At 70.9% G+C, this 14743-nt stretch carries 15 protein-coding genes; 6 read left to right on the forward strand and 9 right to left on the reverse strand.

What is annotated here, in order from left to right:
* Positions 1-259 precede the first annotated feature (259 nt).
* The 3 genes from ACMGFG_RS02430 to ACMGFG_RS02440 all read left to right on the forward strand — a co-directional run bounded on the left by ACMGFG_RS02430 (position 260) and on the right by ACMGFG_RS02440 (position 1654).
* On the forward strand, positions 260-892 hold the full coding sequence (locus tag ACMGFG_RS02430; RefSeq protein ID WP_436928758.1) for a hypothetical protein: 633 nt from the start codon (positions 260-262) through the stop codon (positions 890-892).
* Between the two features lie 110 nt (positions 893-1002).
* Positions 1003-1320 (forward strand): DUF433 domain-containing protein, encoded by a 318-nt coding sequence (locus tag ACMGFG_RS02435; RefSeq protein WP_436928759.1) that lies wholly within the window; start codon positions 1003-1005, stop codon positions 1318-1320.
* A 1-nt stretch (position 1321) separates the two neighbouring features.
* Entirely contained in the window at positions 1322-1654 is a 333-nt protein-coding gene (locus ACMGFG_RS02440; RefSeq protein ID WP_436928760.1) for a DUF5615 family PIN-like protein, read from the forward strand.
* A gap of 1 nt (position 1655) precedes the next feature.
* On the opposite strand, the gene ACMGFG_RS02445 is transcribed toward ACMGFG_RS02440, so the two are convergent.
* From ACMGFG_RS02445 to pdhA, 3 genes are read right to left on the reverse strand one after another with little or no spacing between them, the layout of a single operon-like run.
* The gene (locus tag ACMGFG_RS02445; RefSeq protein WP_436928761.1) at positions 1656-3398 is read right to left on the reverse strand and encodes a dihydrolipoamide acetyltransferase family protein; all 1743 of its coding nucleotides are present in this window, start codon (positions 3396-3398) and stop codon (positions 1656-1658) included.
* Between the two features lie 3 nt (positions 3399-3401).
* The gene (locus ACMGFG_RS02450; RefSeq protein ID WP_436928762.1) at positions 3402-4433 is read right to left on the reverse strand and encodes an alpha-ketoacid dehydrogenase subunit beta; all 1032 of its coding nucleotides are present in this window, start codon (positions 4431-4433) and stop codon (positions 3402-3404) included.
* A 2-nt stretch (positions 4434-4435) separates the two neighbouring features.
* On the reverse strand, positions 4436-5539 hold the full coding sequence (gene pdhA, locus ACMGFG_RS02455; protein ID WP_436928763.1) for a pyruvate dehydrogenase (acetyl-transferring) E1 component subunit alpha: 1104 nt from the start codon (positions 5537-5539) through the stop codon (positions 4436-4438).
* Between the two features lie 392 nt (positions 5540-5931).
* Here pdhA and ACMGFG_RS02460 point away from each other — a divergent pair, with 392 nt between their 5' ends.
* The 3 genes from ACMGFG_RS02460 to ACMGFG_RS02470 are packed head-to-tail and all read left to right on the forward strand — an operon-like array spanning position 5932 to position 9575.
* The gene (locus ACMGFG_RS02460; RefSeq protein WP_436928764.1) at positions 5932-6795 is read left to right on the forward strand and encodes a DUF8171 family membrane protein; all 864 of its coding nucleotides are present in this window, start codon (positions 5932-5934) and stop codon (positions 6793-6795) included.
* Between the two features lie 18 nt (positions 6796-6813).
* Positions 6814-8619 (forward strand): ABC transporter ATP-binding protein, encoded by a 1806-nt coding sequence (locus ACMGFG_RS02465; RefSeq protein ID WP_436928765.1) that lies wholly within the window; start codon positions 6814-6816, stop codon positions 8617-8619.
* On the forward strand, positions 8616-9575 hold the full coding sequence (locus ACMGFG_RS02470) for an energy-coupling factor transporter transmembrane component T family protein (protein ID WP_436928766.1): 960 nt from the start codon (positions 8616-8618) through the stop codon (positions 9573-9575). The genes ACMGFG_RS02465 and ACMGFG_RS02470 overlap by 4 nt, the downstream gene beginning before the upstream one ends.
* Before the next feature lie 41 nt (positions 9576-9616).
* Here ACMGFG_RS02470 and ACMGFG_RS02475 read toward each other — a convergent pair whose 3' ends face one another.
* From ACMGFG_RS02475 to ACMGFG_RS02500, 6 genes are all read right to left on the reverse strand, one after another.
* The gene (locus tag ACMGFG_RS02475) at positions 9617-10393 is read right to left on the reverse strand and encodes a PHP domain-containing protein (protein ID WP_436928767.1); all 777 of its coding nucleotides are present in this window, start codon (positions 10391-10393) and stop codon (positions 9617-9619) included.
* On the reverse strand, positions 10393-11127 hold the full coding sequence (locus tag ACMGFG_RS02480) for a 2-phosphosulfolactate phosphatase (RefSeq protein WP_436928768.1): 735 nt from the start codon (positions 11125-11127) through the stop codon (positions 10393-10395). The genes ACMGFG_RS02475 and ACMGFG_RS02480 overlap by 1 nt, the downstream gene beginning before the upstream one ends.
* Before the next feature lie 93 nt (positions 11128-11220).
* The gene (lipA, locus tag ACMGFG_RS02485) at positions 11221-12177 is read right to left on the reverse strand and encodes a lipoyl synthase (protein WP_436928769.1); all 957 of its coding nucleotides are present in this window, start codon (positions 12175-12177) and stop codon (positions 11221-11223) included.
* A gap of 58 nt (positions 12178-12235) precedes the next feature.
* On the reverse strand, positions 12236-13063 hold the full coding sequence (locus ACMGFG_RS02490) for a class I SAM-dependent methyltransferase (protein WP_436928770.1): 828 nt from the start codon (positions 13061-13063) through the stop codon (positions 12236-12238).
* A gap of 49 nt (positions 13064-13112) precedes the next feature.
* Complete coding sequence (locus tag ACMGFG_RS02495; protein WP_436928771.1) at positions 13113-13853, reverse strand: potassium channel family protein; 741 nt, start codon at positions 13851-13853, stop codon at positions 13113-13115.
* Positions 13854-13894: 41 nt separating this feature from the next.
* Positions 13895-14743: M48 family metallopeptidase (locus tag ACMGFG_RS02500; RefSeq protein ID WP_436928772.1), on the reverse strand; the 849-nt coding region annotated here is incomplete at its 5' end.

The raw sequence follows: 14743 nt of genomic DNA on the forward strand, positions 1-14743 counted from the left end.
AAAAAGAGGCGGGTGTGCGCGCCGGCCCCGTTTCCGACCGCGCGCTGGCCCGCGCGACCCCGGGCTCGACCGGCGGTGGTTGCAGTCGCAGGCCCGCGACGGATGCCGGGTTCGGCGCCGACGACTGGCCGCGATTCCGGCGCGGTCCCCGGAACAGACCGGTCGGAAGCGCGCCGCTCGACGGTGATTATTGCCATCGATGCTCGCAACGCAAAGGTCTTATACCGGAATCGTGGACCGGAAGATAGACGAGGTTCGCATGAACGGAAACTCGAGGGACGGATCGGACGACTCGCCGGAGGATCCCATCCTCCAGCGGGTGCTGAGCGACTCGGCCTACGACCGGGTCCGGACCGAGCGGTTCTCACACTTCAAACAGCCGGTGCCCCAGAAGCTGCTGGTCCAGTCGCTGCTGGTGAGCGCGCTGACGCTGGCGCTGCCGCTGTACCTGCTGTACCCGGCGAGCGCGGCGTCGTACCTGCCGACGGCCGACCCCGCGACGGCCTCGCCGGTCGTCCTCGTGGTCGGGCTGTTCGCGCTCGTCCTCGAACTCGGGACGGCGGCGCTGCTGGTCGGCGTCGTCGTCTCCCGGGCGCGCAACGAACCGCTGACCGAACGGAAGGCCGAGCGGCTGTTCACCACCGAGACGTTCGCCACCTACGTCGGCTTCGGCACCGGCGGACTGGCGACGCTCGCCACGGTCGGCCTGCTCGCGCTCGGACTCGGCGGCGAACCGATGCTCGCGTCGTACGTCGAGACGGCCAGCGAGGGCCCGTTCCGCCAGAGCGGCCTCGGCGTCTCCGTCCGGACGTTCGCGACGGCAGCCATCCTCGGCGCCGCCGCGGTCACCCTCGCCCACCGGTACACCGAGTCGCTGCTCGCGGACCTGTAGTAGCGCCGCGCCGCGCGATACGCCCCGCTTCCGGGACCGCCTCGTACCGAACCGGGGTGACCGTCCGCGGGTTTTTATGTCGAGACGGGCGTAGTTCCGTCCGAGACTACATGGCGAAGACCGGGCAGGGACCGACGGGGGGAACGACCGACGAGGTCCCGCGGATCGTCTCCAGCGACGAGGTGCTGGGCGGGGACCCGCGGATAGAGGGGACGCGGGTCGGTGTCGCTCACGTCTATCGGCGACACGTCGAGGGCGGAGAGTCGCCCGAGCGCATCGCCGCGGGGTACGACATCTCGCTCGCCGCGGTCCACGCCGCGCTCGCCTACGGGTTCTCGAACGCGGACCAGATGCAGGCGATCGCCGAGCGGGACCGCGCGGCGCGCGAGGCGGCGACCGACCGGGTCCGCCCCGAGGACGCGGAGTGAGATGCGGCTACTCGCGGACGAGAACACGGACGCCGAGTGGCTTCGGGCGCTCTCCGACGACGGCCACGACGTGGTCCGCGCCGTCGACGCCGACTCGCTGTCCCCCGGTGCGGCCGATCCGCTCGTCCTGGCGGCGGCCGCAGAAGCCGACCGGGTACTCCTGACGGCGGACCGGTCGGACTTCGCCGACCCGCCCCGCGACGACCACGCCGGCATCGTGATCGTCGCTGATCCCTCCGGCTCGGGTGGCGCAGTTCGACGCGCAGTACGGCGAATCGACCGCGCCTATCCGGAACTCGACGGGTCGGTCGCCTACGTCGGCGACTGGCTGTAACCTACTCCAGGAGCAGCAGCGTCGGGTCCTCGAGGTACTCCTTGAGGGTGTTGACGAACCGCGCGGCGTCGGCGCCGTCGATCACCCGGTGGTCGACCGACAGCGACAGCGTCAGCACGTCCCGCGCCACGACCTCGCCGTCCACGGCCATCGGTCGCTCCTCGATGGCACCGAGCCCCAGGATCGCGGTCTCGGGGTAGTTGATGATCGGCGTGGCGTACTCGCCGCCGATGGCGCCGAAGTTGGTGATCGTGAACGTGCCGCCCTGCATCTCCTCGCGGGCGATCGACCGCTCGCGGGCCTTCGCGACGAGTTCGTTCGTCTCCGAGGCCAGCCGCAGCAGGCCCTTCTCGTCGACATCGTCGACGACTGGGACCATCAGCCCCGCGTCGGTCGCGGTCGCGACGCCGACGTTCCGGTCGCCCCTGAAGACGATCTCCTCGTTGTCCTCGTCGAGTTGCGTGTTGAGCACCGGGTGCTCGTCCAGCGCGGCGGCGACCGCCTTCATGACGAACGGGACGTAGGTGAGCTTCACGCCCTGCTCGTCGGCCCGTTCCTTGAGCTTCTCGCGTGTCTCCACGAGCGCGGTGGCGTCGACCTTGTCGTGGTGAGTGACGTGGGGCGCGGTGAACTTCGCGCGCTCCATCGCCTGGCCGATGGTCTTGCGGACGCCCTTGTAGGGCTCGCGGCGGTCGCCCTCCGCCGCGTCGACCGTCCGCGCGGCGTCGCGCTCGGCCGCCCCCGCCGGTTCAGCGCCCGCGGCGGGTTCGGCCCCGGTATCACCGGCGCTCTCGGCGCTCGCGAGCGCCTCGGCGTCGGCCTCCTGGGCCTGTCGCTGGGCCTCGGCGTACTCGCGAACGGCGGCCTCGTCGACGAACGCCTGGCCGTCGCGCACCTCGTCGGTCGGCACGTCGTCGATGGCGACGCCCAGCTCGTCGGCGACCTTCCGGGTGGCCGGCGCGGCCAGCGTCCGCTCGCGCCCCGCGGCCTCGACGGAAGTCGCCCCGGCTGCACGCGAGGCGGCCGCGCCCCCCTCGTCGCTCCCGGTTCCGTCACCGCTCTCGCCGTCGTCGACGCGGGAGACCGCCGACTTCAGCCCGTCGCCGCCGCTCGACTTGCCGTCGCCGGACTCGCCGTCGTCGATCCGCGAGACGGCGGACTTGAGCTGTTTACCGTCGTCGCTTTCGCCCGCTTCGCTCCCGGCGGCGCCCCCTTCGGTGCCGCCCGCGTCGCCCTCGGCGGCGCGCACGTCGGCTTCGGTGACCCGGCCGCCGGGGCCGGCGCCGTCGACTGCGGCGATGTCTACGCCGAGTTCACGGGCGAGCCGCCGCGCGCTCGGCGCGGCGAAGACGCGCCCGCCCTTGCCGTTGACCGACGACTCCGCGGTCTCGGCGGCTGCGCCCCCGGACTCACCCGACGACTCCGGGGCGGTCGCCCCCGCGTCAGTCGCCTCGCCGGCCGACTCGCCGTCGTCCGCTTCGGCCGCTGTCTCCGCCGATTCCTCGCCTTCGACATCGAAGGTGATGATGACCTCGCCGACGGGGACCACGTCGCCCGGCTCGGCGAGCAGCTCGCGGACGGTGCCGTTCACCGGGGCGGGCACGTCGACGACGGCCTTGTCGGTCTCGACCTCGGCGACGACCTGGTCCTCCGTGACCTGGTCGCCGGGTTCGACGTGCCACTCCAGCAGTTCGCCCTCGGCGACGCCCTCTCCCACGTCGGGGAGCTTGAACTCGCGGACCATGGCTCAGAACTCGACGGCGTCCCTGATGCCGTCTTCGATGCGCTCGGGCTCGGGCAGGTAGTAGTCCTCCAGCGCGTACAGCGGATAGGGCACGTCGAACCCCGTGATCCGCTCGACCGGCGCCTCCTGGTAGAGCAGCGCCTCCTCCTGGATGGTCGCGGTGATCTCGCCGGCGAGCCCGCCCGTCTTCGGTGCCTCGTGGACCACCGCGGCCCGGCCGGTCTTCTTGAACGACTCGACGATGGTCTCCTCGTCCAGCGGCGAGAGCGTCCGCAGGTCCACGACTTCCACGTCGACCTCCCCGCCCAGGTTCTCCGCGGCCTCCATCGTCGGGCGAGTCATCGCGCCCCAGGTGTAGACGGAGATGTCCGACCCCTCCCGGCGGACGGCGGCCTCGCCGAGCGGCACGGTGTAGTCGCCCGCGGGCACGTCCTCGCGGAACGCCCGGTAGATCAGTTTCGGTTCGAGGAAGATCACCGGGTCGGGGTCCCGGATGGCCGAGGCGAGCAGCCCCTTCGTGTCGTAGGGCGTGCTCGGGATGACGACCTTCAGGCCCGGCTCGTGGACGAAGAAGGCCTCCTTCGACTCGGAGTGGTGCTCGGGGGCGCGGATGCCGCCGCCGTAGGGCGCCCGGACGACGAGCGGGCAGGTGAACTCCCCGCGCGAGCGGGTCCGCAGGCGGGCGGCGTGGGAGACGATCTGGTCGAATGCGGGGTAGATGAACCCCATGAACTGGATCTCGGGCACCGGGCGCAGCCCGTAGGCGGCCATGCCGATTGCGGTGCCGACGATGCCCGACTCGGCCAGCGGCGTGTCGATCACGCGGTCCTCGCCGAACTCGTCGAGCAGGCCCTCGGTGGCGCGGAAGACGCCGCCGTTCTCGGCCACGTCCTCGCCCATCACGAGCACGCGGTCGTCGCGGGCCATCTCCGTCGCCAGCCCGTCGCGGACCGCCTGGACCAGCGTCAGGCTCTCCGTCTCGCCGTTCGATGCGTCGCCGTCGGTCTCACTCTGGGTGTCGGTGGTCTCGCTCATGGTCACTCCAGCAGGGCTTCGTCGCCGTGTCGTTCGCGCAGCCGCCGCAGGTACGCGAGCTGTTCGTCCAGCCGGTCGGGCATCCCCTCGTAGACGTGCGCGAACAGCTCCTCGGGGTCGGGCCGCTTGACCGACTCCGCCGCCGAGATGGCGTCGGCCACCTCGTCCTCGATATCGGCCTGGATGGCCTCGACGCGCTCGTCGTCGAGGATCCCCCGCTCGCGGAGGAACGTCTCCATCCTCGGGATGGGGTCTTTCGCCCGCCACTCCTCGACTTCCTCGTCGTCGCGGTAGACGGAGGGGTCGTCGGCCGTCGTGTGGGCGCCGAAGCGGTACTGTACCGCCTCGACGAGCGTGGGCCGCAGCTCGTCGGGGTTGGGGTGTCTGGCCTTCTCGACGGCGGCCTTCGTCACCTGGTACACGGCGAGAGGGTCCATCCCGTCGACCTGGACGCCCTCGAAGCCGTAGGCGTCGGCCTTCTGTGCGAGCGTCTCGCTGGCGGTCTGGCGCTCCCGCGGGACCGAGATGGCCCACTGGTTGTTGTTGCAGAAGAACACCGCGGGCACGTCGAACACGCCGGCGAAGTTGAGCCCCTCGTGGAAGTCCCCCTCCGAGGTGGCCCCGTCGCCGAAGTAACAGAGGAAGACCGTGTCCTCGTCCTGCAGTTTCGACGCCCACGCCGCCCCCGTCGCGTGGGGGATCTGCGTGGCGATGGGCACCGCCACCGAGAAGATGTTCTCCTCGTCGCGGACGTTGCCCTCCTCGTGACCCATCCAGTACAGCAGGGTCTGCTTCAGCGACAGCCCCCTGTGGACCATTGCGGCGTGCTCGCGGTAGCTCGGGAACAGCCAGTCGCCGTCGGCCAGCGCGTGGACGCTGCCGATCTGGGCGCCCTCCTGGCCGGACAGGGGCGGGTAGGTGCCCATCCGCCCCTGGCGCTGGAGGCTCACCGCCCGCTGGTCGAAGTGCCTGGCGAGTTTCATCTCCCGGTACATCTCGACGAGGCGCTCCTCCGACAGGTCCGGGACGGTCGCCCCCTCCCGTACCTGGCCGTCCTCGTCGAGGACCTGGACCCGGTCCTCCGGGTCGCGCTGTAGAGTACTCACGAAAACTCCCTCCTCGGGAACATACCCGAGCCAACGGGGGCTGTCGGCTTAAGGATTTTCGTAAATAGCTTTCGCTGTGGTCCATTCTTGCCGGTCGTGGTGGGCGAAACGGGCCGATCGGGTCCGATATCCCGACGATTTCCGCGTCCGAAACGGGCTGAAGCTGGGCATTCGTCCAGGCGGATGGGCCTGCCTTCGTGGGCACGCCGGTCCCTCGAGGAGCTTCCGCGCCGCTTGCCCGACCGTCGGTGACGTTGCGAGTCCGTCGGGCTATGACTGCTCAATAGGTGTGGGATCGTCTACCGGGTTGACATCTCGGTATCGAACGCTCTGTCCGGCGATAGAGGGCTCATACCAGCGGTTAAGGGTCGAGTCAGTGGATCACCGCTCGTATGGCAACGACCGCATCCACGGAGTCAGGTGGAGTGTTCAGTTTCGACCACAGGGACATGATGGTGTTCATCCTCGTCATGTCGCTGCACGGTCTGCAGAGCATGATCACGGAGCTGCTGCCGGAGTTCTCGGTGGGCGGCCTCGGCGTCTCGATCGGACCGTTCTGGTTCGTCGCGATGTCGGTCGTCCTCCTGTTCCGGTCGTTCTGGGCGTGTCTCGCGATCCCGGTCGGCGGGATCGTCTTCGGCGAGATCCTCATCGGCGACTTCAGCGCGCTGGGCGCCGTCGAGGGGCTCGTCGTCATCACGGCGTCCTGGTTCTTCGCGATGTCGCTGATCACCGACCCGGCCGATGTGAAACAGATCGCGGCGGTCGGCTTCCTCGCGAAGGCGATGGAGGAGACCGCCGCGTGGTTCATCGACGTGGGGAAGTTCTACGTCGGCGTCGAGGAACTGGAGGCCATCTCCTGGCTCCCCGAGACGGTGTGGGCGACCGAGGGGATGGGCGCGTTCATCCAGATCATCGTCGCCGGCATCGTCTTCGGTGCGATCCCGACGCTGTTCCTCTACCCGCGGCTGCGCGGGAAGATCGAGCCGCTGCTGGGGATGCGTTCCGTCGAGGGCCGCGACGGACCGATGTTCACGCGCTCGTCGCTGAAGCGGCTCGCCGCGTGGGTGGGGCTGCTGCCCGTGGCGTTCGCCGTCGAGACGCTCAGCGAGACCAGCGGCGGCCTCATCACGTTCACGCCGCAGTTCGTCGAGACCTACGGCCAGACGTTCCTGTTCGTGCCGATCGCCGCCGCGGCCCTGATCGCGTTCGGCCTCGTCGCCTACCGCCAGCGCAAGGTCGAGGGCGGAGTGTAACCCGACGGTCCCTCTTTTATGAGTTCATCAGACATCGTCGTCGAGGATCTGACGTTCCAGTATCCCGGGGGCGACGAGCCGGTGTTGCGCGACGCGAACCTGCGGATCGAGCCGGGCGAGTTCACGGCCGTCGTCGGCGGCAACGGCAGCGGCAAGACCACGCTGTGCAAGACGTTCAACGGGCTCATTCCTCACTTCTTCGAGGGCCGGTTCGAGGGCCGAGTGTCCGTCACCGGCACGGACACCCGCGAGTCGGACGTGGCGGACCTCTCCCGGACGGTGGGGTACGTCTTCCAGGACTTCGAGAACCAGCTCGTCCAGGAGACTGTGCGCGACGACGTGGAGTTCGCCCCGCTGAACTACGGCCTCGACGATTACGCCGAGCGGGCGACTCGCGCGCTGGAACTGGTGGGGCTCGACCACCTGGCGGACCGCTTCGTCTGGGAGCTGTCCGGGGGGCAGCAACACCTCGTCGCCCTCGCGGGCGTGCTCGCGATGGACCCCGAGTTCGTCTTCGTCGACGAGCCCGCCGCGCAGCTTGACCCCCAGAACGCCCGCGAGACCTACGACCAGCTCCGGCGACTCCACGAGGACCACGACAAGACGGTGATCGTCATCGAGCACCACTCGGAGTTCATCGCCGACTACTGCGAGGAGATGGTCCTCGTGTCCGACGGCGGCGTCGCCTGGAAGGAGCCGGTCGAGGTCGGCCTCAACAGACTGGACGACATGGCGGCCCACGACATCCACCCGCCGCAGGTCACGGGGATCGCCGCCGACCTGCCCGGCGACGCGGGCCAGCTGTCCGACGGGCGCTACCCCGTCACCGTCGGCGAGGCGACCGACGCGTTCCCGTCGGTCGGCCGCGGTGAGCGACCGCCGGCGGCGGACGGCGGCGGGCGGGCCGAGCGACGGGCGTCGGCCACCGAGGGGACCGGGGCCGGCCGCGACGACACCGACGCCCCCCTGGTCACGCTCGACGGGGTCGGCCACGGCTACCCGACGCTCCGCGAGGGGTACAACCGCGTCCTCGACGGCGTCGATCTGGACCTCTACGCGGGCGACCGGGTGGCGCTGGTCGGCGCCAACGGCGCCGGCAAGTCGACGCTGTTGCGGCTGATCACCGGCCTCGAATCCCCCGACGAGGGAACCGTGACGGTCCTGGGGAAGGACACGAGCGAGACGCTACCGGAGACACTGGCCGACGACACCGTCTACATCCACCAGAACCCCGAGGAGATGTTCGTCGAGGACACCGTCCGGAAGGACATCGGCTACTATCTGCGGAACCGCGGCGACCCGAACGTCGACGAGCGCGTCGACGAGATCGTCGACTATCTCGATCTCGAGGAGTTCGCGGACCGCGACGGACGCCTGTTGAGCCTCGGCCAGCAACGGCGCGCCTCGCTGGGGATCGGCCTCGCGACCGACCCGACGGTCGTCCTGCTGGACGAGCCGACCGGGAGCCTCGACCTGCAGAGCCGCCGCGAGGTGACCGGGATGCTCCGGAAGGCCGAGAGCCGCGTCGAGACGGTCGTCATCGCCTCCCACGACCTGCAACTGGTCGCCGGCTGGGCCGACCGGGTCGTCGTCATGGGCGACGGCGAGGTGCTCGCAGACGCCCCGCCGGGCGTCGTCTTCGACGACCCGGACCTGCTGGCGCGGACCGGCCTGCGCCGCCCGCAGGTCGTCGAACTGAGCGACCGGCTCGGCGTCGACCCGCCCGCGCTGACCGCCGAGGAACTGGTCGGCCGCCTCTCCGGTGACGAGCCGACCGAGGCCCGCGCCGACGGCGGTCGGGCTCGGGGAGGCGAGCGGCGATGAGGTACGTCGACGCGGTCACCGACATCTCCATCGCGGACATCAAGGTCGACCTGATGCGGACGGCCTACGACAACGACCGCGCGCTGTTGAACACGTTCGACCCGCGGGTGGTCCTGCTGTGGAGCGTCCTGTTCATGGTCGTGCCGTGGCTGTTCTACGACCCGCTCCCGCTCGCGGTCCTGCTCGGGGCGGCGTTCGTCCTCGCGGCGCTCTCGCAGGTCAGCAAGTACCTGCTCGCCCTGCTGCTGTTCGGCCAGGTCACGAACATCGGCTTCTTCGTCGTGATGGTCCCGGCGATGGGCGGGGCGATCCGGGCGTTCGGGTACCTCGGGGACAACACCGGCCGCGTCACCGAGGCGCTCGCGACGCTCGATCCCGCCGTGTTCGGCGAGATCTGGGCCGTCGCCGCCGGGGCGACCGCCCGCGGCGTCGACACCGCGCTCACCAGCCAGGAGGTCGGGATCGACGCCGTCGGTGCCGTCGTCCCCTTCTTCCTGAAACTCACCATCATCTCGGTGGTCAGCCTCGCCGTCTTCTCCGCCATGAGCCCGCGGAAGCTCTCCAAGGGGATGTTACGGCTGGGCGTCCCCCGCCAGCTCACCTTCGCCATCGCCTACGGCTACCGGATGATGCCGCTGCTCGTCGAGGAGTACCACGCGCTGGTCAACTCCTTCCGCCTGCGGAGCCAGGTGCCCGAGAACACCGGCTTCCTCAAGTGGCGGTACTACGCCTATCTGCTGAAGCTGTCGGTGAAGGCGTTCTACCCGCTCATCTTCAACGTCGCCAAGCGCGCCCGGGTCACCGTCGAGGCGATGGAGACCAAGGGCTTCTCCCGCTCGCTCGGCGACGAGGAGAGCCGCGCCCTCCGGACCGAAGGGATGATGATCCGGACGCGCGATGTCTCGTTCGTCTTCGGGTCGATCCTCTTCGTCGCGGCCGTCTGGGCGTTCACCTGACGGTCGCCGACTTTCCGCTCTCCGAAACGTTCCGCGCGAGGCTACTGGACGACCGCTGCCGGTTCGAACTCGGCCACCGGGATTCCGTACTCGTCGACGACCTCGCGGAGCGCGGGGACGCGGCGCTCGATCTCGGCGGGCGAGTGGCTGTCGGTGCCGAGCACGAACCGCACGTCCCGGTCGCGGAAGCAGTCGAGCATCGCGGGGTCCGGGTGTACGCGCCCGAGCGAGTCGTGGACGCGGCCGGCGTTGACCTCGGGGACCGTCTCCGAGTCGGAAAGCGCCGCGGCGACCCGCTCGTAGTCCTCGCGGCGGGCGTGGCCGCGGAGGGCGCCCATCCGCTCGGGGAGGTCGAGGTGGCCGAGCACGTCGAAGAGTCCGGACTCGACGGCCGCGACGACGGCGTCGTAGTAGCGCTCGACGGCGGCCCGCCGTTCCGCCTCGCTCGCGTCGGCGTACTGTGCGGGGGTAGTGTAATCGAACTCGCCGGCGAAGTGGACGCTCCCGATGGTGTAATCGAAGTCGGCGGCGGCGAGGAACTCCGCGGTCTCCGTCTCCGCGTCGCCGACGTAGCTGACTTCGGCGGCGTCGTAGACCGTGAGGCCGGTCCGCGGGCGGAACCGTTCGATCGCCTCGCGGCGGCGCTCGTAGGTCTCGACGAGGCGGTAGCGCTCCCGGCGGCCGAACTCGTCGTCGACGACGATGCAGTGGTCGGTGAACCCCACGGCGTCCAGGCCCGCCGCCTCCGCCGCGCGGCACATCGCCGGCAGCGGCGACCCGTCGGAGTAGGTGGTGTGTGCGTGCAGGTCGGCGTACATCACTCGCTCACGTCGTGGAGCCGCTGGCCCTTGAGCTTCGGGACGACCGCGCTCTCGCTGAACCGCAGGTCGTACTCCAGGAGGTCGTTCAGCCGGATGTCGGCCTTCCCCTCGTACTTCGGCGCCTTGCCGAGCTTGGTGACCTGGCGGTACAGATCCCGCTCGGCGTCGGTCGGCGAATCGCCGTAGACGTGCCGCCCGATGACGACCGCGCCGACGGTGTCCTCGGGCGAGGGCTTGCCCTTCGAGCCCGCGGCGACCATGTACGTCGGCTTCTCGGTCCCGTCGAGGTGGTCGGCCACCGCGCGGGCGTTGGCGAGCGTGCCGACGTACACGTCCACGTCGTCGCCGCCGGCGAGCCGGAGGTCCGTCACCGCCGCCCCGCCGTTGGTCGAGGTGAGCGCGGTCGGGCGCCCGGCCACGTCGGTGTCGTTCACCCACGTCGGCGAGTTGAAGAAGTCGTAGCCCTCCGTTGGGGTGTAGTCGTCGCTGGACCCGCCGCCGATCCGTGCCTCGGGGTGCTCGTCCTTGAACGCGTGCTCGTCGCCGCGCTGTTCGGTGACGTGGACGTACTCGGCGCCGTTCTCGAACAGTTCGACGACGGTCGTCGAGAAGTGGGTCACGTCGATGACGACGTAGTTGCCCGCGGGCGGGTCCGCGGGGATCCGGGCGCGCGAGGGCAGGATGCGGTCGATGAGTCGGTCCTCCAGGTCGGTGTCGGCGAGCGACGCCATACCCGATGGGCGCGGACCGGACGGAAGCCCCTTGCTAAGAGCCCTATTGTCGGCGGGTTTCGGGTCTATAGCCGTACCGAACGGTCCGTTCTCTCAGTCGCCCGCTCGCGCCTCGGCGCGCGCCCGCTCGACGCTTTTGCCGTCCCGCACTACCGCATCGACGAACAGCTCGCCCGCGCGGTACGAGGAGCGGACCATCGGCCCCGAGGCACAGTACAGGAAGCCCAGTTCCTCCTCGGCGACCCGCCGCCAGGTGTCGAAGGCGTCGGGGTGGACGTACTCCGAGACTTCGAGGTGCGACCGGGAGGGCTGGAGGTACTGGCCGAGCGTCACCACGTCGACGCCGACGCTCCGGAGGTCGGAGAGCGTCTGGTAGACCTCGTGGTCGTACTCGCCGACGCCGAGCATCAGGCTGGTCTTGACGTACGAGTCGGACCCGCGGGCGGCCTGCCGGAGGACGCCGAGCGACTGCTCGTAGCCCGCGCGGCGGTCCCGCACCGGCCACTGCAGGCGGTCGACCGTCTCGACGTTGTGCGCGAACACGTCCGGTTCGGCGTCCAGCACCTTCCGCACGAGCCGTTCTTCCCCCTGGAAGTCGGGGACGAGCGCCTCGACGAGGATGCCCGGGTGGCGCTCCTTGATCGCCTCGATGGTGCGGGCGAAGTGGCCGGCGCCCTGGTCGAGCAGGTCGTCGCGGTCGACGGATGTCAGGACGACGTAGTCCAGCCCGATCTCGGCGACGGCGTCGGCAACCTGCTCGGGTTCCTCGTCGTCTAGCGGCTCCATCCCGCCGGTCTCCACGTCGCAGAAGTTACAGCCCCGCGAGCAGCGGTCGCCCATCAGCATGAACGTGGCCGTGCCCGGCCCGTCGCGACCGGACCAGCACTCCCCGAGGTTCGGACAGTTGGCCTCCTCGCAGACCGTGTTGAGGTCGTGGTCCCGGAGGGTCTCCTTGATCTCCGTGAAGCGCTCGCCCGAGGGGGGTCGACTCTTGAGCCACTCGGGCTTGCGAGCGCGACTCATTGTCGAAGCTTGGGTTCGGTCGGGCAAAAGGGTGCGGGAGTCGGGTCCGCCCCGGTCCCGGCCGGCGGCCGAGCGGCGAGTCCCGCTACGCCCGACAGACGGCGAGCATGTGGGCGGACATATCGGCGACGGTGCGGTCGTCGCGGAGGTCGCCGACGAGTCGGCGGACGCCCGCGAGTTGCGCCTCGTCGAGGTCCTCGGTTCGGTCCCGGAGCGACCCGGCCGAGAGGACCGACGCCAGCCCCTCCAGGCCCACGAGTCGCTCCACGTCCAGTCCCGCCCCCGCCAGCAGGGCCTCGAACTCGTCGACGCGGAAGAAGTGCGTCTCGGCGAACGCCGAGTCGTAGTCGATCCGGTCGACGAACGCCCGGTCGTAGTCGCCCGTCTCGGCGAGTTCGTCCGCGCGCGTCAGGTGCTCCGCACCGTCCACGAGGTAGAGGACCAGCCAGTTGAGCCGCCCCATCACCGACGCGAACACGGGGCCGCCCCCGGCGGTCACCCGGCGGAGTTCCGCCGCGGCGGTCGCCCGCTCGTCGGCGTCGAGGATATGCGAGAGCGGGCCGCCCAGACACAGCGTCGCGTCGAAGGCCCCCGCGCCGAGATCGAGGTCGCGAACGTCCCCCGGGCGGACGGTCACCCGGTCGCCCAGCCCGCGGTCGGCGACCCTCCCGCGGGCGACCGTCCGCTGGCCCTCGCTCGGGTCGACGAGAGTCACGTCGTAGCCCCGTTCGGCCAGCCAGACGGCGTAGCGGCCGGCACCGCCGCCCACGTCGAGCACGCGGCCGGACTCCGGGAGCCCCGCCTCCAGTTGCTCGACGGTGCCCTCCCACTCCAGGCGGCCGTGGAGGCTCGCGGCGAGCCGGTCCCACTCGGCCTCGTCGTGTTCGTCGTAGTAGGTCACCGGGTCGTCCACGTCCGTGCGGTCTCGACGGACCGAGATATATCTTCTGTACTACAGGTCCTCAGAGGTCGTCGACCACGTCGGTTCCGCTGACGACCTCGGGGATGACGACGACGTCGGCGCCGACCCGCCGGGCGGTCGACTCGTACATCTCGTCGCCGACGCGGACGACCAGCCGGGCCTCTGGGGCCAGCTGGCTGGTGGCGACGCCGATCTGGACGTTGGCGTTGGAGTCGTCGATGGCGGCGACGACGGCGTCGGCGCGGTCGACGCCGGCCCGTTCGAGCACGTCCTCGCGGCGGGCGTCGCCGGCGACGACGAGCGCGTCGTCGGCCATCCGTTCGCGCTCGTTGGCATCGTTCTCGACGACGACCACGTCCCTGCCCCGGTCGTCGAGTCGTTGCGCGACGGTGCGTCCGAACATCCCGTGGCCGCAGACGACGACGTGGTCGGTCAGGTCGTCGATGGCCCGTTGTGTCTGCATGCGTCTCAGCTCCCGGCGCAGCCGTCCGTCGACCGCCGCGTCGACCGCCGACTCCCCGACCCAGACCCCGGCCAAAACGAGCGCGACCAGCACCCCGACCGCGAACGCCTTCGTCGCCCGCTCGGGGCCGCCGTGGTGCTCGAAGTACAGCTCGATGCTCGTCGGGTCGAGCAGCCAGAACGTCGCGTCGACGACCGACACGCCCGTCAGCGCGACGAACCCGCCGACGCCGACGAGGACGGTCGCGCCGAAGGCGGCCAGCGGCACCGCGGCTGCGCGGACGCGCTCGCGGAGCGTGCCGACGGACGAGGCTGGCACTGTCGGTCGTTGGCCCTGTCGAACAAAAACCCGTTGACAGGTCAGCCGGCGCGGCGCCCGCGGAGTCCCTCGACCCGTTCGCCAAGCGGCGGGTGGTAGGCGAGCCACCGCGCCGGGCCGCCGTCGGCGGCGATGTAGCGGTGCTCGGCCAGCGTCTCCAGCGCGTCGGCGAGCGCCGCCCCGCCGACGGCCTCGGCGGCGTAGGCGTCGGCCTGGCGTTCGGTCCGGCGGACGACGGCAGCGAGCGCGACCGCGAACGGCGGCGTCCCGAGGAGGACCGCGACCAGCGCGGCGTCGGGCGCGACCGAGGCGACGCCGAGCGCCGCGCCGGCGGCGACCGCGACCAGCAGGTAGCGCAGGAGGACGTGGCCGTGGGCGTGGTGGCCGACCTCGTGGGCGACGACGGCGCGCAGTTCGTCGCCGTCGAGCGTCGCGAACAGCGACTCGGTGAGGAAGACGTACTCGGCGCCCGGGACGACCCCGGCGGCGAACGCGCTGCCCAGGCGGGTGCGGTCGTCGACCACCCGCAGCCGGACGCCCGCCGGGAGAGTGTCGCCGACCGCCGCCCGCTCGTCGTCGGTCGGCCAGCGGGTCCGCAACGCGACGACGAGCGCGAACGGAGTCAGCGCGGTCGCGACCAGCCCGAGGCCGACCGCCGCGACGACGCGGGGCCAGCCCGCCGGGACGAGCGCGATGACGCCGGCGGCGAGGACGACCCCGACGAGCCCGACCCCGTCGCGTTCGAGTTCCCAGGCGGCGGCGTCGCGGTAGCGCAGCCGGAACCCGCGGACCGCGCGGCGGTAGGGGACCGTCGCCAGCCGGACGGCCACGGCGACGGCGACGACTGGCAGCGCGTAGACGGCGACCGCGGCGGCGACGCCGGCGACCGC

Source organism: Halosimplex halobium (assembly GCF_051414055.1).
Classification (GTDB): domain Archaea; phylum Halobacteriota; class Halobacteria; order Halobacteriales; family Haloarculaceae; genus Halosimplex; species Halosimplex halobium.